19 protein-coding genes and 2 tRNA genes are annotated in these 23710 nt (G+C 62.3%); 3 read left to right on the forward strand and 18 right to left on the reverse strand.

Annotation, left to right across the window (positions count from 1 at the left end):
• Positions 1 to 326: 326 nt before the first annotated feature.
• A complete protein-coding gene (locus J7302_RS05265) occupies positions 327 to 2618 on the reverse strand; it encodes a YgiQ family radical SAM protein (protein ID WP_215371464.1) in 2292 nt (763 codons plus the stop codon).
• 208 nt (positions 2619 to 2826) lie between these two features.
• Between J7302_RS05265 and J7302_RS05270 the strand changes: the two genes are divergently transcribed.
• Positions 2827 to 4734: a diguanylate cyclase domain-containing protein gene (locus J7302_RS05270; protein ID WP_215371468.1), complete on the forward strand. Its 1908-nt coding sequence runs from the start codon at positions 2827 to 2829 to the stop codon at positions 4732 to 4734.
• Between the two features lie 55 nt (positions 4735 to 4789).
• Here J7302_RS05270 and alr read toward each other — a convergent pair whose 3' ends face one another.
• The 8 genes from alr to rnr all read right to left on the reverse strand — a co-directional run bounded on the left by alr (position 4790) and on the right by rnr (position 13300).
• Positions 4790 to 5866, reverse strand: coding sequence for an alanine racemase (gene alr / locus J7302_RS05275; RefSeq protein ID WP_215371472.1), 1077 nt, complete (start codon positions 5864 to 5866; stop codon positions 4790 to 4792).
• A 70-nt stretch (positions 5867 to 5936) separates the two neighbouring features.
• Positions 5937 to 7331: a replicative DNA helicase gene (gene dnaB / locus J7302_RS05280; RefSeq protein ID WP_215371475.1), complete on the reverse strand. Its 1395-nt coding sequence runs from the start codon at positions 7329 to 7331 to the stop codon at positions 5937 to 5939.
• A 112-nt stretch (positions 7332 to 7443) separates the two neighbouring features.
• Positions 7444 to 7890, reverse strand: a complete 447-nt coding sequence (gene rplI / locus J7302_RS05285; protein ID WP_215371477.1) for a 50S ribosomal protein L9 — start codon at positions 7888 to 7890, stop codon at positions 7444 to 7446.
• Positions 7891 to 7911: 21 nt separating this feature from the next.
• Complete coding sequence (locus J7302_RS05290) at positions 7912 to 8805, reverse strand: YybS family protein (RefSeq protein ID WP_215371479.1); 894 nt, start codon at positions 8803 to 8805, stop codon at positions 7912 to 7914.
• 34 nt (positions 8806 to 8839) lie between these two features.
• Entirely contained in the window at positions 8840 to 9070 is a 231-nt protein-coding gene (gene rpsR / locus J7302_RS05295) for a 30S ribosomal protein S18 (protein ID WP_016495030.1), read from the reverse strand.
• A 28-nt stretch (positions 9071 to 9098) separates the two neighbouring features.
• Positions 9099 to 9506 carry a 30S ribosomal protein S6 gene (rpsF, locus tag J7302_RS05300; RefSeq protein WP_215371481.1) on the reverse strand — a complete coding sequence of 136 codons (408 nt, stop codon included), beginning with the start codon at positions 9504 to 9506 and terminating at the stop codon, positions 9099 to 9101.
• Positions 9507 to 9845: 339 nt separating this feature from the next.
• Positions 9846 to 10595 carry a 23S rRNA (guanosine(2251)-2'-O)-methyltransferase RlmB gene (rlmB, locus tag J7302_RS05305; protein ID WP_215371484.1) on the reverse strand — a complete coding sequence of 250 codons (750 nt, stop codon included), beginning with the start codon at positions 10593 to 10595 and terminating at the stop codon, positions 9846 to 9848.
• On the reverse strand, positions 10592 to 13300 hold the full coding sequence (rnr, locus tag J7302_RS05310; RefSeq protein WP_215371486.1) for a ribonuclease R: 2709 nt from the start codon (positions 13298 to 13300) through the stop codon (positions 10592 to 10594). The genes rlmB and rnr overlap by 4 nt, the downstream gene beginning before the upstream one ends.
• Before the next feature lie 207 nt (positions 13301 to 13507).
• Between rnr and J7302_RS05315 the strand changes: the two genes are divergently transcribed.
• Positions 13508 to 13594: transfer RNA gene (locus J7302_RS05315), tRNA-Leu, on the forward strand.
• A gap of 109 nt (positions 13595 to 13703) precedes the next feature.
• Positions 13704 to 13790 (forward strand) — tRNA-Leu (locus J7302_RS05320).
• A gap of 141 nt (positions 13791 to 13931) precedes the next feature.
• On the opposite strand, the gene J7302_RS05325 is transcribed toward J7302_RS05320, so the two are convergent.
• From J7302_RS05325 to miaA, 9 genes are all read right to left on the reverse strand, one after another.
• Positions 13932 to 15752 (reverse strand): methyl-accepting chemotaxis protein, encoded by a 1821-nt coding sequence (locus tag J7302_RS05325; RefSeq protein WP_349814425.1) that lies wholly within the window; start codon positions 15750 to 15752, stop codon positions 13932 to 13934.
• 269 nt (positions 15753 to 16021) lie between these two features.
• Positions 16022 to 17317 carry an adenylosuccinate synthase gene (locus tag J7302_RS05330; RefSeq protein WP_215371488.1) on the reverse strand — a complete coding sequence of 432 codons (1296 nt, stop codon included), beginning with the start codon at positions 17315 to 17317 and terminating at the stop codon, positions 16022 to 16024.
• Positions 17318 to 17420: 103 nt separating this feature from the next.
• The gene (locus J7302_RS05335) at positions 17421 to 18605 is read right to left on the reverse strand and encodes an ATP phosphoribosyltransferase regulatory subunit (protein ID WP_215371491.1); all 1185 of its coding nucleotides are present in this window, start codon (positions 18603 to 18605) and stop codon (positions 17421 to 17423) included.
• A 34-nt stretch (positions 18606 to 18639) separates the two neighbouring features.
• A complete protein-coding gene (locus J7302_RS05340; RefSeq protein WP_215372455.1) occupies positions 18640 to 18825 on the reverse strand; it encodes a DUF2065 domain-containing protein in 186 nt (61 codons plus the stop codon).
• Positions 18826 to 18930: 105 nt separating this feature from the next.
• Positions 18931 to 19800 (reverse strand): protease modulator HflC, encoded by an 870-nt coding sequence (gene hflC / locus J7302_RS05345; RefSeq protein WP_215371494.1) that lies wholly within the window; start codon positions 19798 to 19800, stop codon positions 18931 to 18933.
• The gene (hflK, locus tag J7302_RS05350; RefSeq protein WP_215371495.1) at positions 19800 to 20966 is read right to left on the reverse strand and encodes an FtsH protease activity modulator HflK; all 1167 of its coding nucleotides are present in this window, start codon (positions 20964 to 20966) and stop codon (positions 19800 to 19802) included. Before hflK ends, hflC begins: the two co-directional genes overlap by 1 nt.
• A 96-nt stretch (positions 20967 to 21062) precedes the next feature.
• Complete coding sequence (hflX, locus tag J7302_RS05355) at positions 21063 to 22364, reverse strand: ribosome rescue GTPase HflX (protein WP_215371498.1); 1302 nt, start codon at positions 22362 to 22364, stop codon at positions 21063 to 21065.
• A gap of 12 nt (positions 22365 to 22376) precedes the next feature.
• A complete protein-coding gene (gene hfq, locus J7302_RS05360; protein ID WP_003453015.1) occupies positions 22377 to 22631 on the reverse strand; it encodes an RNA chaperone Hfq in 255 nt (84 codons plus the stop codon).
• 102 nt (positions 22632 to 22733) lie between these two features.
• Entirely contained in the window at positions 22734 to 23708 is a 975-nt protein-coding gene (gene miaA / locus J7302_RS05365) for a tRNA (adenosine(37)-N6)-dimethylallyltransferase MiaA (RefSeq protein ID WP_215371500.1), read from the reverse strand.
• Between the last annotated feature and the right edge of the window lie 2 nt (positions 23709 to 23710).

Genomic DNA, 23710 nt, shown 5'->3' on the forward strand with positions numbered 1-23710 from the left:
GACCGCACAAGAATGGTTCGTCGGAGTGTCAGCCGCCCTTCCAGCCTAGCGGCCAAAGATGAAGGAGAAAGGAATTCGTGCGTGGCCGCTTAGGCCGATTGAGCATAAGCATCTTGGGGGAATGCTGGGATTGAAGCCCGACCCTCGCCCTGAAGCGGAGAGGGAAATTGTCCGTGCCGAGGTTGATACGGCGCCCGGCACGGCACTGAGCCAGGCAATGCTGCTCCAGAGCTTCAGGCGCGAGTCACCCGATCAACTCAAGGCAGAGGGGTTGGGGGAGGGGGCGCCTCCAAACAAAAACGCCAGCCCGAAGGCTGGCGTTCTCATCACCGTGGCGCGGCCGGCCGCTTGCCGGGCTTTTTCTTGCCGCCTTTCTCCGCGGCCGCGGCCTTGTTCTCGGCCTGCTTGCGGGCGAAGGCGGCGGCCTTGGCCTGCTCGCGCTTGTCCCAGGGATTGCTGCCGTCGCTGCCGCGTGGCGGCAAGCCGGTGTGCTGGGTCAACATGGCCTTGCCGACCTTCTTGCTGCCAGCTGGGGTCGAGTTCTTGCGGCGGGCGCTGTGGTACTCGTCAGTGGCCGGCTGGTAGGCCGGGATAAGCTGGTGCTTGCCGTTGCCGATCAGGTCGCCGCGCCCCATGCGCTCGAGCGCCTCGCGCAGCATCGGCCAGCCCTTCGGATCGTGGTAGCGCAGGAAGGCCTTGTGCAGCCGGCGCTGCTCCTCGCTCTTGACGATTTTCACCCCTTCGCTCTTGTAGGTGACCTTGCGCAGCGGATTCTTGCCCGAGTGGTACATCGCGGTGGCACTGGCCATGGGCGAGGGGTAGAAGGCCTGCACCTGGTCGGCACGGAAGCCGTTGCGCTTGAGCCAGAGGGCGAGGTTCATCATGTCCTCGTCCGTGGTACCGGGATGGGCGGCGATGAAGTACGGGATCAGGTACTGCTCCTTGCCCGCTTCCTTCGAGTATTTCTCGAACATCTGCTTGAAGCGGTCATAGGAGCCGATGCCGGGCTTCATCATCTTGCCCAGAGGCCCTTCCTCGGTATGTTCAGGGGCGATTTTCAGGTAGCCGCCGACGTGGTGGGTCACCAGCTCCTTGACGTACTCCGGCGACTCCACGGCCAGGTCATAGCGCAGGCCGGAGGCGATGAGGATTTTCTTCACGCCGGGCAGCGCGCGGGCCGAGCGGTACAGCTGGATCAGCGCCGAGTGGTCGGTATTGAGATTCTCGCAGATGCCCGGCCAGACACAGGACGGTTTGCGGCAGTGCTTCTCGATCTCCGGGCTCTTGCACGCAATACGGTACATGTTGGCGGTCGGCCCGCCGAGGTCGGAGATGACACCAGTGAAGCCGGGGACCTTGTCGCGGATCTCTTCGATCTCGCGGATGATGGACTCTTCCGAACGGTTCTGGATGATGCGGCCTTCGTGCTCGGTGATCGAGCAGAAGGTACAGCCGCCAAAGCAGCCACGCATGATGTTCACCGAGAAGCGGATCATCTCGTAGGCTGGGATCTTCTCCTTGCCGTAAGCCGGGTGCGGGACGCGGGCATAGGGCATGCCGAAGACGTAGTCCATCTCCTCGGTGGTCATGGGGATCGGCGGCGCATTGAACCAGACATCCACCTCGCCATGCCGCTGTACCAGGGCGCGGGCGTTGCCGGGGTTGGTTTCCAGGTGCAATACGCGGTTGGCGTGGGCGTAGAGCACCGGGTCATTGCGCACCTTCTCGAAGGACGGCAGGCGGATCACGGTCTTGTCGCGTGTCAGCCGCGGGTTGGGCAGCAGTTCGATGACCTTGGCTTCCTGCGGGTCTTCGCCGGCCGCCCCCTTCTCCTGCTCGATGGCGCAGGCGGCGGTGTCCTGAGTGTTGACGTAGGGGTTGATGATCTTGTCGATCTTGCCCGGACGATCGATGCGGGTGGAGTCGATCTCGAACCAGCCCTCAGGGGTGTCGCGGCGCAGGAAAGCGGTGCCGCGCACATCGGTGATGTCTTCGATCTTCTGTCCGTAGGAGAGGCGCTGGGCGATCTCGACCACGGCGCGTTCGGCGTTGCCGTATAGAAGAATGTCAGCGGTGGCGTCCATCAGGATGGAGCGACGCACCTTGTCCTGCCAGTAGTCGTAGTGGGCGATACGGCGCAGGGACGCCTCGATGCCACCGAGCACCACCGGCACGTGAGTGTAGGCCTCCTTGCAGCGCTGGCTGTAGACCAGGCTGGCGCGATCCGGGCGCTTGCCGGCCATGCCGCCGGGCGTATAGGCGTCGTCGGAGCGGATCTTCTTGTCCGCGGTGTAGCGGTTGATCATGGAGTCCATGTTGCCCGCCGCCACGCCGAAGAACAGATTCGGCTCGCCGAGCTTCATGAAGTCGTCCTTCGAGCGCCAGTCCGGCTGGGCGATGATGCCCACGCGGAAGCCCTGGGCTTCCAGCAGACGGCCTATGATGGCCATGCCGAAGGACGGGTGATCAACGTAGGCATCGCCGGTCACGATGATGATGTCGCAGGAATCCCAGCCGAGCTGATCCATTTCTTCCCGGCTCATCGGGAGGAAAGGTGCAGGACCGAAACACTCGGCCCAGTACTTCGGATAGTCGAACAGGGGCTTCGCAGCTTGCATATTTTTTGACCAGCGGGCTTTTCACGGGGCGCGAAATATAGCACAAATTTTGAGCAAATCCGACGCCTACGCTAGGTTTCTGCGTGCCAACCCACAAGCTGGACGTTCATCGACCGCCCTGTGATCACAGTTCCTGCAGGTCGCTATACTCCTGCCAAATTGCCGCCCGCCACGCCGAACAAGTCGTCACCAACAAGGAGCATGTGCGGTGTCACGCCTGACCTTTTCACTGTTCCTGCTACTTTGCTGGCTTGGCACCAATGTGCCTGCACTGGCGGCCATCGAACTGACCCCAGGCAGCAGCGGCGAGTCCCTGAATGCTTACATCGAGCTGCTCGAAGACCCGGACGGCAGCCTTGGGATCGCCGACATGGGCCGGCCCGAGGTGCAGCAGCGATTCATGCCAGCAGCCGGTCGCGCCAGCGTGGGCCAGAGCCGGAGCGTCTGGTGGGTCAGGGTACAGCTGACCCGCAGCCCCGAAGCGCCAAAGCAATGGTGGCTGGAGAACTCGGGCATCACCGTCCAGCGCGTCCAGCTCTACCTGCCGGACGGCCAGGGTGGCTGGACGGAGCGGGAGTCCAGCGAGGCCCTGCCCTTTGCCCGGACGCGCGACTATTCCTATCGGCGCATGCTGTTCCAGCTCCCGGAGATCGAGGGCCAACCACTCACCCTGTACTTCCGCAGCTATGACCCGGCGGGCAACTCGTTCCCGCTGAAGATCTGGCAACTGGATGACCTCAAGGAACTGAAGGCTGGCGAGAACCTCGGCTTCGGCTTGGTCTATGGCGTGATCCTGGCGCTGCTGCTGTACAACCTGTTCATCCTCATTGCGCTGCGTGACCGCGCTTACCTCTGGTACGTGCTGGCCACCGGCAGCGCGCTGGTGTTCATCCTCAGCATGACCGGCCACGGCTTCCAGTATTTCTGGTCCGACGCGCCAGTGCCGGTATGGCTGGACCGCATTACCCTGCCCTCGCTCTGGGGCATCTTCGTGATGCGTTTCACCCAGGAACTGCTCTGCGCACAGCGAGGCTTGCGCTGGGCTGATCGACTATTCAATGTCGCCTGCGCGCTCTACGCCGTCGCCATCCTGATCAACCTCTTCGGCTACCGCGCCGAGGGTGCCGTCCTGATCGCCGTAACTCCAATCGTGACGGTGCCCACGGCCCTGATCATCGCCGTCATCCGCTGGCGCCAAGGCTTCTTCCCGGCACGCTTCTACCTGCTGGGCTACGGCACGGTGCTGGTCAGCACTGCAGTCCTGGTAATGCGCGCAGCCGGCATCATCCAGCCGATCAATTTCACCGCCTACATGTTCCCGGTGGCCATCGCCGCCGAATCGATCCTGTTCTCCTTCGCCCTTGCCTACCGCATCCAGATGCTCAAACAGGACAAAGCCGCCGCGCTAGAACAGGCCGACCGCGAGAAGGCCGCACGCCTGGCGCAGATGCAGGCCAGCGCGGACGAGTTGCAGGCAGCCGTCACCACCCGTACGGCTGAACTGGCAGCAGCCAACCAACGCCTGTGCGAACGTGAACGGGCGCTCGAACATGCGGCCTTCCACGATGCCCTGACCGAGCTGCCGAATCGCCGTTATCTGATCGAGCGCACCGAATCGGCCCTCTCCAACGCCAAGCGCAATGAGGAATCGCTGGCCCTGATGCTGATCGATCTCGACCATTTCAAGCCAATCAATGACCGTTTCGGCCATGATGCCGGCGACCTGATGCTGCGCATCACCGGGCAGCGCCTGCGTGAGCACGTACGCGGCGGCGATGCCGTGGCGCGATTGGGTGGCGACGAATTCGCCGTACTGATTTGCGGGCCGGATGCCGAGCTACAGGCGCGCGAGCTTGCCCGACGCCTGCTGGAGGAGCTGGCCGTCCCGGTGGTCTACGGCGACGAGGAGCTGGTCGTGAGCATCAGCATCGGCGTGGCCTTGTTCCCTCGCCACTCCAGCCAGTTCGCCGGCCTTTACCAGACTGCGGACCGTGCCCTCTACAAGGTCAAGGCCCACGGCCGCTCGGGCGTGGCCGTATTCGGCGAAGACGGTGAGCACTCTGCGGAAAGCAATCTGCAGCTCGATGTCCTGAGGATTCGCAGCGGGCTGCTATGAGGGCAGGCTTGCCTAGGAAATGAATTCGCCCCACAGGCTTTGTGCATGACCTTACTTAGGCCAGGTAACGGCGCGGCACCCGGGCCGTCACCTTGGTCAGCAACTCGTAGCCGATGGTACCGCACGCCGCCGCCAGCTCATCCACCGGCAACTGTGCCCCCCAGAGCTCGACCGGGTCGCCCACGACGGCGCTCGGAAGGTCTGTCAGGTCCACGGCCAGCATGTCCATGGAAACGCGTCCAGCCAGAGGCACGCGCTGGCCATTGACGATCACCGGGGTGCCACTGGGCGCATGGCGCGGATAGCCATCGGCATAGCCGCAGCTGACAGTGCCAATGCGCGACGGTCGCGCGGCTTCCCAGGTCGCGCCATAACCGACGCTCTCGCCCATCGCTACCTCACGTACTGCAATCAGCTTCGCACTCAGGCTCATGGCTGGCTTGAGCCCCAGTTCATGGGCGCTGATATCTGCGAAGGGGCTGGCACCATAGAGCATGATGCCGGGACGCACCCAGTCCATATGGGCTGCGGGCATGGTCAGGATCGCCGCCGAGTTGGCCAGGCTGCGCCGGTCGAAATCCAGCTCCAGCAGGCCGAGGAAGCTTTCCAGCTGCCGCTCGTTGAGCTCGTGGCCGCGCAGGTCGGCGCAGGCGAAGTGGCTGATCAGGTTGAGTTCGGCGACTTGGGGGGCGCCCTTCAGGCGCGCATGGCAATGGCGCAACTCGTCCTCGCCGAATCCCAGGCGATGCATGCCGGAATCGAGTTTGAGCCAGACGTTCAGCGGCCGGCTGAGCGGTGCGGCCAGCAGCGCAGCAGCCTGCTCGCTGCCCTGCACCACGACATCGAGGCCAAGTTGTGCGGCCAACTGGTACTCAACGGCCTCGAAGCAGCCCTCCAGCAACAGGATGCGCGTCTGGTCATCCAGCGCCCGGACCTCGGCCGCCTCCTCCAGGCAAGCTACGGCAAAACCATCCGCCTCACCGTGCAAGACGCTGACGACTTCACGCACGCCGTGGCCATAGGCATTGGCTTTGACCACGGCAAACGCTTCCCGGCCCGGCGCGCAGCGCTTGGCAACGGCATAGTTGTGGCGAATGGCGGACAGGTCGATGGCAGCGATCAGCGGGCGCATGGGCGGGCTCTAGAACGAAAACGGGCGTCCATGATACCGCCTGGACGCCCGCGTTCATTGATCCAGCTTCTTACTCATCGTCGAAGTTGTACGCACCCGGCGCCAGGTTCTCAAAGCGCGAATACTTGCCCATGAAGGCCAGGCGAACGGTCCCGATGGGGCCGTTACGCTGCTTGCCGATGATGATCTCGGCAACGCCCTTGTACTCGGTCTCAGGGTGATAGACCTCGTCGCGGTACACGAACATGATGATGTCGGCGTCCTGCTCGATCGCTCCCGATTCACGAAGGTCAGAGTTCACCGGACGCTTGTTGGGTCGCTGTTCCAGCGAGCGGTTGAGCTGGGAGAGCGCGATCACCGGGCAGTTGAACTCTTTGGCCAGGGCCTTGAGCGAGCGAGAGATCTCGGAAATCTCGTTGACCCGGCTGTCGCCGCTGGAGCCGGGAATCTGCATGAGCTGCAGGTAGTCGACCATGATCAGGCCGATCTCACCGTGCTCGCGGGCCAGGCGGCGGGTACGCGCGCGCATTTCCGAAGGCGAGATGCCGGCGGTATCGTCGATGAACAGCTTGCGGTCGTTGAGCAGGTTCACCGCCGAGGTCAGGCGCGGCCAGTCATCGTCGTCCAGTCGGCCGGCACGCACCTTGGTCTGGTCGATGCGCCCAAGAGAGGCGAGCATACGAATCACGATGGATTCAGAAGGCATCTCCAGCGAATACACCAGGATCGCCTTGTCGCTGCGCATCAGCGCATTCTCGACCAGGTTCATCGCGAAGGTGGTCTTACCCATGGACGGACGACCCGCGACAATGATCAGGTCGGCCGGCTGAAGGCCGCTGGTCTGGGTGTCCAGGTCGTTGAAGCCGGTGGACAGGCCGGTGATGGCGTCGCCGTTGTTGAACAGCTCATCGATCCGATCGATCGCCCTCACCAGGATGTCATTGATGCCGACTGGGCCGCCGGTCTTGGGCCGTGCTTCGGCGATCTGGAAGATCAGACGCTCGGCTTCATCGAGGATTTCTTCGCCGGTGCGGCCCTGCGGCGCATAGGCGCTGTCGGCGATCTCGTTGCTGATACCGATCAGCTGGCGCAAGGTGGCGCGCTCGCGAATGATCTGTGCGTAGGCCTTGATGTTGGCAACCGACGGGGTGTTCTTCGCCAGTTCGCCGAGGTAGGCCAGTCCGCCGACCTGGGGCAGTTGGCCTTCCTTGTCCAGTTGCTCTGACAAGGTGACCACGTCGAATGGCATGTTGCGTTCGGCCAGTTTGAAGATGGCGCGGAAGATCAGCCGATGATCGTGGCGATAGAAGTCACCGTCGGACACCTGGTCGAGCACGCGCTCCCAGGCATTGTTGTCCAGCATCAGGCCCCCGAGGACGGCCTGCTCGGCCTCGATGGAGTGCGGCGGCACTTTCAGGGCGGAAGTTTGCAGGTCGAATTGTTCCGGGACGGAGATATCGTTCATGGGCTCGGAAAAATATTGGGGTAGAAAGACATCGGGCACGGCATCGCTGTTGCGATGACGTGCCCGATGTTAGCGGCCCTGCACCCAAGTGCAAGTCCACTCGACGGCTTGCTTAGCCAGCGATCACGATCAGCTTGACGGTCGCCTCAACGTCGGTGTGCAGGTGCACAGCAACGTCGTACTCGCCAACTTGACGGATGGTGCCGTTCGGCAGGCGGACTTCAGCCTTGGCAACCGGAACGCCAGAGGCGGTCAGGGCGTCAGCGATGTCGTGGGTGCCGATGGAGCCGAACAGTTTGCCTTCGTCGCCAGCGCTGGCAGTGATGGTCACTTCCAGTTCGGCCAGTTGGGCAGCACGAGTTTCAGCAGAAGCTTTCTTGTCGGCAGCCTGCTTTTCCAGTTCAGCGCGGCGAGCTTCGAACGCAGCAACGTTCTCAGCGGTAGCAGCGGTGGCCTTGCCTTGCGGCAGCAGGTAGTTACGGCCGTAACCGGCCTTGACGTTCACCTTGTCGCCCAGGTTGCCCAGGTTGGCGATTTTTTCGAGCAGGATGACTTCCATTTGAGTCTTACCTCTTAACTTTTAACCTTCACCGTTCGCGGGGCCAGGGCCGTTCTTGCGCGCTTGGCGCCCACGAAAATCAATCAGACTGTCGACGATGGCCAAAACCACCAGCAACGGATAGATCAGCTGCATGAACAGCAGCAGCGACACGTACAGCCCTACGAGCCAGAAACCAGCCAGCCCGCCCTGCTTGACCAGCCCGTGTATCAGGGCCAGTCCGGCAAAGGCCAGCGGTACGCTGCAAATCGGCGTCAGCATGGCGAGCTCCAGACCCAGGTTCGGACCTAGTAGCATCGCAGCCAGCAAGCCAAAGCTCAGCGCCGGCGGCAGCCTCAGCGCGCGAATTTCACGCCCGAAACCACCCGGGTTGTACAAGGCTGCCTGCCAGTAGCGGCCAAGCGTCAGGCTCAGCACGCAAAGCAGTTGCAGCAGCGCTGCGATCAAACCAGTCAAGACCGGTGCGATCATGGCATCCAGACGCGCTCGCTCGTCCTCCGACAACTGCGGATGGACACCCCCCATGACCTGCGGCAAGAGCTTCTGCAACTCCCCCGCCATGGCCATGATGGGCTCGCGGAACACCGCACCCAGCACCACGCTGAACAACAGCCCGAGCGCCACGCTAACCATCAGCACCCGCGTCCAGGACACGCTGGAACGCAACACCAGGGCCAGTCCGAGCGAGCCGAGCAGCACCAGGAGGGTGCGCGGTTCGCCGAAGTACCACCAGCCAAGAGCCGGTAGCAGCGCCCAGGCAAGGATGCCGACAGCGTCGTTCATGCCGCGCCGCAGCAGCACCAGGCTACCGGCGGCCGCGCTCAGCCAGAACATCATGGGCAGGGCCGCAGCCCCAGCCACCACGAGGGTGGCCTGGGTACGACCGCGCATGATGAACTCAGCCAGGGCGCGCATGCGATCTATCCCTTACTCAGTCGACCGCCCGGTCTCAACGGCCGTGGCTGTCGGTGTAGGGCAGCAGGGCCAGGTAGCGGGCGCGCTTGATAGCGGTGGCCAGCTGGCGCTGATACTTGGCTTTGGTGCCGGTGATACGGCTCGGAACGATCTTGCCGGTTTCGGAGACGTAGGCCTTCAGGGTGTTGAGATCTTTGAAGTCGATCTCTTTCACGCCTTCAGCGGTGAAACGGCAGAATTTACGACGACGGAAGAAACGTGCCATGAATGTGGCTCCTCAATAGATCCGTGGATTACTCGTCAGCGTTGTCGCTGTCGTCGCCTTCGGCAACAGCGTCAGTCTCAACGCGGTCGCGGCGCTCGCGACGCTCGCTGCGGTTTTCCTCGGCCTTGAGCATCTCGGACTGGCCGGTGATGGCTTCGTCGCGACGGATGACCAGGTTGCGGATAACGGCATCGTTGTAGCGGAAGTTGTCTTCCAGCTCAGCCAGGGCCTTGCCACTGCACTCGACGTTCAGCATCACGTAGTGAGCCTTGTGAACGTTGTTGATGGCGTAGGCCAGCTGACGACGGCCCCAATCTTCGAGGCGATGGATCTTGCCGCCGTCTTCTTCGATGAGCTTGGTGTAGCGCTCAACCATGCCGCCAACCTGCTCGCTCTGGTCCGGGTGAACCAGGAAGATGATTTCGTAATGACGCATAAATGCTCCTTACGGGTTGTAGCCTGCCAACGTTGTGGTCAGGCAAGGAGTGAATGTCTCGTTTTGGCTTGCCGGACCGAGGGCGCGAAAAAGCCTGCCCCCACGGCAAGGGGCGACATTCTAGAGAAGCCCCGATGACCGCGCAAGGCGAATTGGCGATTATTTGAGCAGCCCTGAAGTAGGCAATTTTCCCTGTCAGGAATTTCATTTGCCGAGCAAGCGGAGGGCCGGCCCTTCAAACCATGAGCGACGCTCGCCCTCTCCTACCCGCGCCCTCCCAAGGGGAGAGGGCGCGTGGAAGCGAATGCATTCGCGATAGCAGACCGAAGGTCTGCCGCCTCAGGTGCTGGAACGACCCCGCTGGCGAACCGCCTCGAACAGGCAGATGCCAGTAGCCACCGAGACATTGAGGCTGCTGACGCTACCCGCCATGGGCAGCTTGACCAGATAGTCGCAATGCTCGCGCGTCAGCCGGCGCATGCCCTTGCCCTCTGCCCCCATCACCAGCACGGTGGGGCCGGTCATGTCCTGCTGGAAGACCTCCCGCTCGGCCTCACCAGCGGTACCTACGACCCAGAGGCCTTTCTTCTGCAGTTTTTCCAGCGTCCGCGAGAGGTTGGTCACCGCCACCAGCGGCATCACTTCCGCTGCGCCGCAGGCGACCTTGCGCACCGTAGCGTTCAAGGTGGCGGATTTATCCTTGGGAACAATCACTGCCAGCACTCCCGCCGCATCGGCGGTGCGCAGGCAGGCGCCGAGGTTGTGCGGGTCGGTGACGCCGTCTAGCGCCAGCAGCAGCGGTGCGCCGGGCGTACGCTCGAGCAGTTCGTCGAGCATGTTCTCACCCCAGACCTGACTGGGACTGACTTCGGCCACCACGCCCTGATGGACGCCTTCGGCCCACTCGTCCAGCTCGTGGCGATCCTTGTGACCAACCGAAACGCGGTGCTGCGTCGCCAGGTCGATCAGGACCTGCACCCGCGGATCATGCCGGCTTTCGGCCAACCAGAGCTGCTTGACGCGTTTGGGGTGGTGACGCAACAACGCTTCCACGGCATGTACGCCGTAGACCTTTTCCAACTGACTCATTTCTTGACCTTGGTAGCGGGCGCCTTGGGTTTTGGCGGACCCTTGCGATGCTTGGAGGGTTTACTGGCGGCTTTGGCCTTCTTCTTTTGCGGCTTGCCCCCTTCCTTGGCCTTGCCTGGCATATCCAGGGCCTTCTGCGCTGGCCGCGAACCTTTGCTGGCCTTGGCGCCTTGCTTGGCCTCGCTGATCAGCGCCTGCTTCAATGCACGACTCTTGTTCACGTCGGTGTTGCCGAGCATCTCCTCAGCCTGCACGAGCATTGCTGGGGGTACCGCCGGCAGCGCCTGCACTTGCCCGACCTTGCGCCGACGAGGTGCAGTCGAATGCTGCGGATCATGCCGTGGCTTTTCCTGCGCGACACGGGCAGCTGCCTTGGCGCCGCGACCACGGCCCTTGCCGGTCCGGGGCGTTTCTAATGCCTTGGCGTTTTTTTCCGGCCCACGGGACTTGCGCCCCACAGGTGCGCTGAGCACATTTCCGGACAGCTCGAAATCGATCTTGCGCTCGTCCAGGTCGACCCGCGCCACCACCACTTCCACAGTGTCGCCGAGACGGAAGCTACGACCACTACGCTCGCCGGCAAGGCGATGGTGAATGGGGTCGAAATGGTAGTAATCACCCGGCAGCGCCGTGACATGTACCAGGCCTTCGACATAGATGTCGATCAGCTCGACGAAGATGCCGAAGCCGGTCACCGCAGAGATCACGCCGGGGAAAGTCTCGCCCACGCGATCGCGCATGTACTCGCACTTCAGCCAATTGGTGACGTCGCGGGTCGCCTCGTCCGCACGACGCTCGGTCATCGAGCACTGTTCGCCAAGCTGGGCCAGGGCGGCCTCGTCATAGGGATAGATGCGTGCCTTGACCATGCTCGCCGCACCGGCACGACGCACATGCTCGGTTGTCCGTTTGGAGCGGATGACGCTGCGAATGGCGCGATGCACCAGCAGATCCGGGTAACGGCGGATCGGCGAGGTGAAATGGGTGTAAGCGTCGTAATTCAGGCCGAAGTGCCCCTCATTATCCGGGCTGTAGACCGCCTGACTGAGCGAGCGCAGCATTACCGTCTGGATCAGGTGGAAGTCCGGGCGCCCACGGATCGACTCCAGCAATGCCTGATAGTCGCTCGGGGTTGGCTCGGCCTTGCCGCGGTTGAGCGTCAGACCAAGCTCCGCGAGGAACTGACGCAGCTTGTCCAGGCGCTCGCTCGGCGGGCCTTCGTGGATACGGTAAAGGGCCGGCACCTCATGCTGCATCAGGAAGCGTGCAGTCGCCACGTTGGCGCACAGCATGCACTCCTCGATCAGTTTGTGGGCGTCGTTACGCTGGGTGGGCAGGATTTCCTGGATCTTGCGATCGGCACCAAAGACGATGCGCGTCTCCTGGGTTTCGAAGTCGATCGCGCCACGCACCTGGCGCGCAGCTAGGAGCACTTTATAGAGTTTGTAGAGCTGCTGCAGCGGCTTGACCAGATGCGGCAGCTGTTCGCCGAACTGCTGGGCCTCGGCGGACTCAGGCGTCTCGAGGAACTGGCTGACCTTGGTGTAAGTGAGCCGCGCATGGGAATGGATGACCGCCTCGTAGAACTCATAGCCGGTCAGCTTGCCCGCACGGGTAATGGTCATGTCGCAGACCATGGCCAGGCGATCCACCAGCGGATTCAGCGAGCACAGGCCGTTGGACAGCACCTCCGGCAGCATCGGCACGACCTTCTCGGGGAAGTACACCGAGTTGCCACGCCTGGCACCCTCCTCATCCAGCGCCGACCCCACTTTCACATAGTGAGAAACGTCGGCGATGGCGACGATCAGGCGCCAGCCGCCGCCCTTGCGAGCCTCGGCATAAACGGCATCGTCAAAATCGCGGGCATCTTCGCCATCGATGGTAACCAAAGGCAGCTCACGCAGGTCGATGCGCTTTTCCTTGTCCTTCTCGACCACTTCCGGCTTGAGCTTGGCGGCCTCCTTGATAACAGCCTGCGGCCATTCATGGGGAATGTCGTAGCTGCGCAAGGCGACTTCGATCTCCATCCCGGGCGCCATGTAGTCACCCAGTATCTCCACGACTTCGCCCTGGGCCAGGCGGAAGCTGCTCGGCCACTGGTCGATCTTCACCTGGACGAACTGGCCGTGCTTGGCAGCGCCCTGCTTGCCACTGGGTACCAGCACTTCCTGCTGGATCTTCGGGTTGTCGGCCACCACCCGGGCGATACCACTTTCCTCGAAGAAGCGGCCGACCAGGGTTTCATGGGCGCGCTCGATGATCTCGACCAATGCGCCTTCGCGCCGACCGCGACGGTCAAGGCCGGCGACTCGCGCCAGCGCGCGATCGCCGTCGAACACCAGGCGCATTTGCGCCGGGCTGAGAAACAGGTCATCGCTGCCGTCATCGGGAATCAGGAAACCGAAGCCATCACGGTGGCCACTGATGCGCCCACAGATCAGGTCGAGCTTGTCGACCGGGGCATAGGTGCCGCGACGGGTATAGATAAGCTGGCCATCGCGTTCCATGGCGCGGAGTCGACGGCGCAAGGCCTCCAGCTGCTCTTCGCTGGTCAGGCCGAATTCTTCCACCAGCTGCTCACGATTGGCCGGTGCGCCGCGTTCGTCCAAGCGTTGCAGGATCAGTTCACGGCTGGGAATCGGGTTTTCGTATTTTTCCGCCTCGCGGGCGGCCTCGGGATCGAGGTTCTGCCAATCGACCATCAAAGGGTGATCACCTTTTCATACATAGTTGGATTTGCCATATGCCTATTGAAGCGCGAATTCCGTTTATCGGTCAGCTTTGCCTGAAGAATAATTTTTTTCGTGGTCAGGGGTTTACAACACAAAACTCGGCTCGTATAGTTCGCGCCCACAGCGTCGCTGAGACGTTGTAACACGGAAATTGGTGAGTAATCATCAACATCCAGTGCCCAGGTGGCGGAATTGGTAGACGCACTAGGTTCAGGTCCTAGCGGTGGCAACACCGTGGAAGTTCGAGTCTTCTCCTGGGCACCATTTTAAGAAGTTGAGCCAACGGCTCGACTTCGTACCAAACGGATTGTGTGGATCCGTATCGACTGAATCGATGAAGTCCATATAAGTCGATGAGCGATCATCGCAATGTGCCCAGGTGGCGGAATTGGTAGACGCACTAGGTTCAGGTCCTAGCGGTGGCAACACCGTGGAAGTTCGAGTCTTCTCCTGGGCACCACTCTTCAACACAAAGCCGAGCCATGCTCGGCTTTGTGCTTTCTGCACGCCTGAAATCGGCCTTTGAGCCTTGCCAGCCAGCGCCAAATTGCCTGCGGGGCGGCCAACCCCGCTCGACACATAGCAGGCCCTGGACGGTTGCCTACGCTTTGAACTGACCCAAGCTGGCCTTGAGCTGGTCCGCCAGCCCGGCAAGCACGCGCCCACTGCTGGCGGTCGCCGCCACCGCCTCCGCCGCCAGACTGGCCTCGGCATGAATGACATCAACCCGGCCACGAACTCCGCCAGCACCTTCGGCCTGATGCTCTGCCGCTCGCGCCGCAGCCTGCACCGCACCGTGCACCTGCTCCACCGCTTGCTGCACACCCAGCTGCAGGCGCTCACTGTCACGCAATGCCTCCAACCCCTGGACCGCACGCTCCCGCGCCTGGGAGATGGCGGCCACCGCTTCGCGGGCACCGGTCTGCAGGGCCACGATATGTGTCTGAATATCTCCCGTGGATTGCTGGGTCTTGCTCGCCAGGGCCCTGACTTCATCGGCCACTACCGCAAAGCCTCGCCCGCTTTCCCCAGCCCGCGCCGCCTCGATGGCAGCATTGAGCGCCAACAGATTGGTCTGCTCGGCGATGCCGTGGATGACAGACAGCACCATCTCGATCTGCTCGCTCTGCTGCGCCAAACGCTGAATGACTTCGGCTCCGTTCTGGACACGCTCTTCCAAGGCCTCGATCAGCCCCCCAACCTTGCGAGCGATCGCCGCGTTGTCCTGGGCCGCCTGGCGAATCTCGCCGACCTGGCGCAAGGCGCTTTGCATCGCCTGGCTTTCCGACTGCGCCTCGGCAACCATGCCAGCCAAGACATGCAGGCTGCCTTCCACCTCGCTGCGCTGACGCTGCGCCGCCGACTCAGCCGCTAGGCTGCGGTCGGACAAAGCCTTGATCTCGACCCCGGTCTGCCGCGCGACATCGCCAGCCTCCCGAACGATCGGCTGCAGCTTGTCGACGAAGCGGTTCACCGCACTGGCCATCTCGCCGAGCTCATCACGACTGTCCAGCTTCACGCGGCGAGTAAGATCACCCTCGCCCGCCGCCAGGTCGTCCAGAGCAACGATCAACAGGCGCAGCCGGCTGACCACTCGCCACCCCAAGACCACTGCCAGCACCAGCAGCGCGCCCAACCCGACCAGTGCCAAGCCTAAGCCGACGCGCCAACGGAGCCGATCCGCCGCCGACTCCACCGCATCACGGGTACCGGCACTCATGTTGCCGGCCGCCTCACGCGCCGACTGCAACCGTGCAGTCAAGGCCGCACTGCTTTCCGTAGCAGCGCCAGTCAGACTGTCCCCAACCAGCTCGCCGCCGCTCGCAATCAAGGCATCGAAACGCTTGTCCAGCGCATTGAGCTGCTGCTCGACAGACGCCGTGGAGACCCCCAGCCGAACCTTACCAATCTCAACGCCGTTGGGACTGATGGTAGCCTCGACCAGATAGACCGACGGGTCGCTGGCTGCCGCATGGAGCACCTTATCCAGGGCACGCTGCCCCTCTCCCTTGGCCAACAGCGTCTTGATCTGCGGGTTCTCTCGGTTGAGATAACGGGTCAGGTGCTGGCCATCCGCACCGTCGTAAACGACGAAAAGAACATTGGGATTGCGCTGGGCGCGGCGGGCGAACTCAGACAGCGTCGGCACATCGTTGTCCCACATGGCACGCGGCGCCACAGCGGCGAGCAACTGCGCCAGGTCATTGGCCGACTCCTTGAGGTTCTGCTCCAGCGTCTGTCGCAGCTGCCCCTGCTCCTGCTGCAGCCGCTGGCTGAGCGCAGCCGAAAGACGCTCACGGGTCCTGGTCGAAAGCGCTCCCAAGCTACCGGAGACCTCCTGCCCCGCCTGTTCCAGCTCGGCCGCCAGGCGCTGAGTATCACCCCCCAGGCGCACCCCGAGCTCATCCACCAGGGCACTCACGGTGCTTCAGGTCAGAACAACGGCCACCAACACTTGCACCAGCAGGGCAAGCCCCAGAGCGATGAAGGCAGGACGCAACAAACGACTTTGCAGCAGCGACAAGATGGCTGGCACGACGATGGACTCCTCAACAATCGTTACCGCTGTAACGGCGACAACCGGGATTTATTGAGTGTCAGCAAAGTGCGTGCCGACCAGTAGCACGATTTTCCGCATTGCCAGAACGACGAAGGGCCGCACTAGGCGGCCCTTCGGGAGAGTCTGGCGACTCAGGCGTATGGATGACGCAGCACGATGGTCTCGTTGCGATCCGGGCCGGTGGAGATGATGTCGATCGGCGCACCAACCAGCTCCTCCACACGCTTGATGTAAGCGCGGGCATTAACCGGGAGCTCTTCGAGGCTCTTCGCACCAACGGTGGAATCGCTCCAGCCCGGCAGATCTTCGTAGACCGGCTGGAGGCCGATGTAGCTGTCGGCATCGGTCGGTGCATCGATCAGCACTTCGCCGTTCTGGTCCTTGTAGCCGGTGCAGATACGGATGGTTTCCAGCCCATCCAGAACATCCAGCTTGGTCAGGCAGAGACCGGAGATGCTGTTGATTTCGATGGCGCGACGCAGGATCACCGCATCGAACCAGCCACAACGACGGGCGCGGCCGGTCGTAGAGCCGAATTCATGACCGCGCTTGGCCAGGTAGGCACCAGTTTCGTCGAACAGCTCGGTCGGGAACGGACCGGAACCTACGCGAGTGGTGTAGGCCTTGGTGATACCGAGGATGTAGTCCAGGTACAGCGGGCCGAAGCCGGAGCCGGTGGCGGTGCCGCCAGCTGTGGTGTTGGAGCTGGTGACGTAGGGATAGGTGCCGTGATCGATGTCCAGCAGCGAGCCCTGGGCACCTTCGAACATGATGTAGGCGCCCTGCTTGCGCAGCTGATGCAGGCGCGCAGCCACGTCGATCATCATCGGCTTGAGCAGCTCGGCGTAGGCCAGAGCTTCGTCCAGGGTCTTCTGGAAGTCGACCGCCGGTTCCTTGTAATAGTTCTGCAGGACGAAGTTGTGGTAATCCAGCAGCTCACCCAGCTTGGCGGCGAAACGCTCGCGATGGAACAGGTCGCCGATGCGCAGCCCACGGCGGGCCACCTTGTCCTCGTACGCCGGGCCGATCCCGCGACCGGTAGTGCCGATCTTGGCGTCGCCGCGGGCCTTTTCACGGGCCTGGTCCAGCGCTACGTGGTACGGCAGGATCAGGGTGCAAGCCGGACTGATGCGCAGGCGCTCACGCACGGGCACACCCTTCTCTTCCAGCTTGGTGATTTCACGCAGCAGCGCATCAGGCGCGACAACGACGCCGTTGCCGATCAGGCACTCGACGTTCTCGCGCAGGATGCCGGACGGGATCAGGTGCAGCACCGTCTTTTCACCGTCGATCACCAGGGTGTGACCGGCGTTGTGGCCGCCCTGGTAACGCACGACAGCGGCAGCCTGGTCGGTCAGCAGATCGACGATCTTGCCTTTACCCTCATCACCCCACTGGGTGCCCAGGACCACGACATTCTTACCCATAACACTTGTCCTCTTCGCGGAAGCTCGATGCCGGCAGCAGCCGGCGGAAAACTCGGAAACCCGTTACTGACCGGCCGCCTCGACCGGTCGTGAATTTACCTTCCTAGGAAAGCGGTACTACCTGCCAGCGCCCGCCCTGCAGGCTCAGCTGGCGATCACAACCCACTTCTTGAGCATCGGCCAGCCCTTGCCCCGGCAGGGACTGAACCACGCGCGCACCTTCGGCACGCAGGCGCTTTACCTCTCGCCAGAGGTAAAGATCGTGGCTGTCCGGAGCCCAGACGCCCGGCAGCTCTTGCGCCTGCGCCATACTGCCGAGGGTCACCAGCGTCTTCAGGTCGGTAGAGAAGCCAGTAGCCGGACGGGCACGACCAAAATCGGCGCCGATATCGTCATAGCGACCGCCCTGGGCGATTGACTGTCCGACACCCGGCACGAAGGCGGCAAACACCACGCCCGTGTGGTAGTGGTAACCACGCAACTCACCAAGATCGAAGTAGAGCGGCAACTCCGGATAGCGCAATTCCAGCGCATCAGCGATCGCGATCAACTCGTCCAGAGCACGATGCACCTCGGTCGGAGCATCCATCAGCACGCCTTGCGCCAGATCGAGAACCTCACGGCCACCACACAGCTCAGCCAGGGCACGCAGCATAGACGCCAGATCAGCCGGGAGCCCTTCAGTCAGCTCGTCAACCTCATCGATCGCCTTGCGCTGCAAGGCGTCGAACAGGCTACGCTCGACTTCGCCGGACAACCCAGCCGCCTTGGCCAAGCCGCGATAAATGCCAACATGGCCAAGATCCATGTGCACGTCAGGCACGGCTGCCAGCTCAAGCATTTCCAACATCAGACTGATCACTTCCACGTCACTTGCCGGACTGGCATCGCCGTAGAGTTCAGCGCCAAGCTGGATCGGGCTTCGCGAGGTGGACAATGCGCGTGGCTTGGCATGCAGGACGCTACCGGCATAGCACAGGCGATTCGGACCTTCCCTGCGCAGAGTGTGGGCGTCGATTCGCGCCACTTGCGGGGTAATGTCAGCGCGGAAACCCATCAGGTGGCCCGACTGCGGGTCGGTTACCTTGAAGGTACGCAGGTCGAGGTCCTGGCCGGCACCGGTCAAAAGGGACTCGAGATATTCGATATGCGGGGTGACCACGAAGTCATAGCCCCAACGCTGGAACAGGTCCAGCACCTGGCGGCGGGCTGCCTCGATGCGCGCCGCTTCGGGCGGCAGTACTTCTTCGATACCATCTGGCAGCAGCCAGCGATCTACCGTTGCCATTTCGCCACTCCCCTCTTATCCGGGCGGCAAGCCTTCAGTGAAGCAGATAAAGGAGGCCTGTCCCCAGCAACATGCTGGACAGACCCATCAGGCGGAGATGGCGATCCGTCAAATCCGCCAACCCGAGTACCGCGGCGCGCCAACGGCGCGGATAGAGGAAGGGCAGGACGCCTTCCAGCACCAGCATCAGACAAAACGCAATGCCCAATTCCTGCCACATGATTCCCGCGGACGCAAAAAAGCCGGGATTTCCCGGCTGACCCATGATAACACGTTTTCCCGGCCGGTCACCCCGGCGGACGATCAGCGTCCGCCGGGCGACAGGTCAGCGCGCTGTCTTGTCCAGGTAACGGAAGAACTCGCTACTTGGATCCAGCACCATCACGTCACTCTTGTTCCCGAAGCTCCCACGGTAAGCCTGGAGGCTGCGGTGGAAAGCGTAGAACTCCTGATCCTGGCTGTAGGCCTTGGCATAGATGGCCGCAGCCTTGGCATCGCCATCACCGCGGGTTTCCTCCGCCTCGCGATACGCTTCAGCCAACAGCACGCGGCGCTGACGATCAGCGTCGGCACGAATACCTTCGGCCAGCTCAGCACCCTTGGCGCGGTGCTCGCGGGCCTCACGCTCACGTTCAGTGCTCATCCGCTCAAAGACGCTACGGTTCACTTCCTTGGGCAGATCGATGGCCTTGACCCGCACATCCACCACCTCGATCCCCAACTCCTTGCTGGCCATGCGATTGAGGGCAGTCGTGATGTCTGCCATCAGCGCATCGCGCTCGCCTGACACGACTTCGTGCAGGGTACGCTTGCCGAATTGGTCACGCAGGCCAGCCTCCAAACGCCGGGACAGACGCTCGTCGGCGATCTGCTTGATACCCGAAGTCGCGGTATAGAAGCGCTCGGCATCAGCCACACGCCACTTGGCGTAGGCATCGACCATCACGGCCTTCTTCTCCAGAGTCAGGAAGCGCTGGGTCGGCGCGTCCAGAGTCAGCAGGCGGGCGTCGAACTTGCGCACCTGGTTGACGTACGGAATCTTGAGATGAAGGCCAGGCTGGACGTCCGCCTCGACGATACGGCCGAATTGGAGAAGGACAGCCTTCTCGGTCTGCGACACGATATAGAGACTGCTCCATACCACCAGGGCCACGATGACCCCCGCGATCAAGGTGAACAGCGATTTATTGGTCATCAGCGACTCTCCCTCGAACGCAGATTGCGCTGCTGCATATCAGAGCTGACACGCGAGCCCAGATCACTGCCGCTTGCGGAAGTCGATGCTGCCGGCGCCGCCGGACCGGAACCGGCGCCACGGCTGTCGATCATCTTGTCCAGCGGCAGATAGAGCAGGTTGCTTTGCCCCTCCTTGCCAGTCACCAGGACCTTGTTGGTATTGCTGAAGACTTCCTGCATGGTCTCGAGATACAGGCGCTGACGAGTCACTTCCGGTGCCTTGCGGTACTCGGCAAGGAGCTTGCTGAAGCGATCTGCCTCACCCTCGGCACGAGCGATCACTTCATCGCGATAACCGTTGGCATCTTCGATGATGCGCTGAGCCTGGCCCCGCGCCTCAGGCACCACGCCATTGGCGTACGCCTCAGCCTGGTTCTTGGCACGCTGCTCATCTTCACGGGCGCGAATCACGTCATCGAAGGCTTCCTGGACTTCACGCGGAGCCGCCGCACTCTGCACGTTGACCTGGGTGACGGTGATGCCGGTGCGGTAGGTATCGAGGAAGCGCTGCAGGCGCTCCTTGATTTCGCTCGCCATCAGTTCACGCCCTTCGGTCAGCACCTGATCCATCTCAGTGGAGCCCACCACGTGGCGCAGCGCGCTCTCGGTGGCATGCTGCAGGCTGACCTCAGGCTGATCGACGTTCAGCACGAAGTCCTGCAGGTTGCTGATCTTATATTGGACGGTCAGCGGAACCTCGACGATGTTCTCGTCCTCGGTGAGCATCTGGCCCTGCTTGCTGTAGGCACGCTCACGAGTCACGTTCTCCTGGAACCTGCGATCGATGGGCGGGAAGTAGAAGTTCAGGCCCGGGCCGACGGTTTCGTAGTACTTGCCGAAGCGCAGCACCACGGCTTGCTCCTGCTCATCCACGACATAGACGGCGCTATACAGCCAGACCACCGCGAGCAACGCGAGGCCGATGCCGAGCAGGCCGAAGCCACCCGACCGTCCGCCGCGATCATCGCCGCTCCGTTTCTTGCCGCTGCCAAACAACCCGTTCAGGCTGTCCTGCAGCTTACGAAAGGCCTCGTCCAGGTCCGGCGGTCCTTTGCGATCACCACCACGGCGACCACCCCAAGGATCCTGATTGTTCGAGTTGCCACCCGGCTCGTTCCAAGCCATAGCGCTCTCCATACTGATAAAGCAAAGACGCGCCCACGGCGCGCCCGCCCATGCTACCCAAGCCTGCGGCCCGCAGCAAAACCACTCATACAGGCTTTATTGCAAAGTGTGTTGCTCAAGGAACTCGTTCGGCTGCCAACCCTCTCGGCTGACCAGTCGATTCAACTCTACGCGCGGCAAGCGCACGGCCAAAAGGACGTCACCTGCTTCATCGTGCGCTTCTGTCTGCACCGCGCCCAAGGCGAAGAACTGAGCCCGCAAACGACCTAGACGCTGGGGCAAGCGCAGAGTCCCGACAAACATGTCTTCGCCCAGCAACTCGGCCACCGCCTGCTTCAGCAGTTCCAGGCCTTGCCCTTCACGCGCCGACAACCAGACTCGCTCGGGTTTTCCTTCCTCGTTCCGCTGGATATGCGGCTCGACATTCTCGAGAAGGTCAACCTTGTTATAGACCTCCAGCATCGGCAGCCCCTCGGCGCCGATCTCCCCCAGCACGGCCAGCACCTGTTCGATCTGCGCCATGCGCTCGGGCTCATGAGCGTCGATCACGTGCAGCAGCAGGTCGGCATTGCTGGACTCTTCAAGGGTAGCCCGAAAGGCTTCCACAAGCTTGTGCGGGAGGTGACGAATGAAACCTACGGTGTCCGCCAGGACGATTGGCCCCACGTCGTCCAATTGCAGACGGCGCAAGGTAGGGTCGAGCGTGGCGAACAACTGGTCAGCTGCATAGACCTCGGATGTGGTCAGGGCATTGAACAGAGTGGACTTGCCGGCGTTCGTGTAGCCAACCAGAGAGACCGCAGGAATATCCGCGCGCTTTCGCCCGCGACGTGCCTGCTCGCGTTGGCTGCGAACCTTCTCGAGACGCTGCTTGATCTGGCGAATGCGCACCCGCAGCAGACGACGGTCGGTTTCCAGCTGGGTTTCACCCGGGCCACGCAGGCCAATACCGCCCTTCTGGCGTTCAAGGTGAGTCCAACCGCGCACCAAGCGCGTGCTCATGTGCTCAAGCTGGGCCAGCTCGACCTGCAGCTTGCCTTCATGAGTACGCGCGCGCTGGGCGAAGATGTCGAGAATCAGACCTGTACGGTCAAGCACCCGGCATTCGAAGGCGCGCTCGAGGTTGCGCTCCTGGCTGGGTGTGAGGGTGTGGTTGAAGATGACCAGCTCGGCCTCTTCGGCCTTGACCAGGTCATGCAGCTCATCGACCTTACCGCTACCGATGAGGAACTTGGCCGTCGGCTGGTGGCGAGACACGGAGACAAAAGACACCGTGTCGGCACCCGCCGAACGTGCAAGCTCGAGAAACTCCTGCGGATCTTCGCGCGCCTCTGGGTCTTGGCCATCCAAGTGAACCAGGATGGCCCGCTCTCCACCGCCCGGGCGTTCGAAAAACAATGCAGTCTCCTATTAGGCGTTGCCTGGCTCTGGCTGCTCTTGCTCGGAAGCGCTGGGCAGACGTACCGGGCGGCTGGGCACCACGGTGGAGATGGCATGCTTGTAGACCATCTGGCTGACAGTGTTCTTCAGCAAAATCACGAACTGGTCGAAAGATTCGATCTGGCCCTGCAGCTTGATGCCGTTGACCAGGTAGATGGAAACCGGAACGCGTTCCTTACGCAGGGTATTGAGGTAAGGGTCTTGTAGCGAATGCCCTTTTGACATGTGCCGCTCTCCTTTCTGGATTAATCGTTTTAGTTTTCAAATGACAAGAAAATTGAATGGTATCCGCCCTACCCCCAAGGATAGACGGTAACCAGCAAGGTCTCAGTTCAATATGGAGACCGACTTCAGGTATTTCAAGGCGCGCGGCAGATTGTCGCAATCAAGGCTATCCAGCCAGTGCAGGTCGTCCCAACTGCGCAACCAGGTGAATTGCCGCTTGGCGAGTTGGCGCGTGGCAATGACTCCACGTTCCTCCATCTCTGACCGGCTCAGCGTGCCATCCAGATAATCCCAGACTTGGCGATAACCGACTGCCCTTATAGACGGCAGCCCTGCGTGCAGGTCACCTCGACCGCGCAGCGCTTCGACCTCTTCGACGAAGCCCTGTTCCAACATCAACTGGAAACGTTGCGCAATTCTTTCGTGCAACACGTGCCGCTGGGCCGGAGCAATCGCCAGGTGCGCAACAGTATACGGGAATTGCCCACCACCAGGCGTGCCGGAGCCAGGATTTTGCGCAGCCTGGCGCAACCTGTGGGCGGTCATGGTCAGACCGCTGACGAGATAGACCTCTAATGCCCGAGTAAGCCGCTGAGGGTCATTCGGGTGGATTCGTGCTGCGGACTCCGGATCCACGCTGGCCAACTCCCGGTGCAAGACATCCCAGCCTTCACGCGCGGCCCGTGCCTCCAGTTCGGCACGCACGGCCGGGGCGGCGCTCGGCATGTCCGCCAAACCTTCGAGCAACGCCTTGTAATACAGCATGGTGCCGCCGACCAGCAGCGGTATCCGCCCTTTCATCGTGGCCTCGGCCATCGCGGCCATGGCGTCGGTGCGAAACTCGGCGGCGGAGTAACTTTGTGCTGGATCGCGGATATCGATCAGGCGATGAGGGAACTCGACAAGCGTGGCCTTATCTGGCTTCGCCGTACCGATGTCCATGCCGCGGTAGATCAGCGCCGAGTCGACGCTGATCAGCTCGCAGGGCAGCGTGCGCGCCAGGGCCAAGGCTAGGTCGGTCTTGCCGGCGGCGGTTGGCCCCATGAGGAAGATTGCTGGCGGCAGGCGTTCAGCCATGC

Origin of the sequence: Metapseudomonas boanensis (genome assembly GCF_018704125.1) — a bacterium.
Lineage (GTDB): Bacteria > Pseudomonadota > Gammaproteobacteria > Pseudomonadales > Pseudomonadaceae > Metapseudomonas > Metapseudomonas boanensis.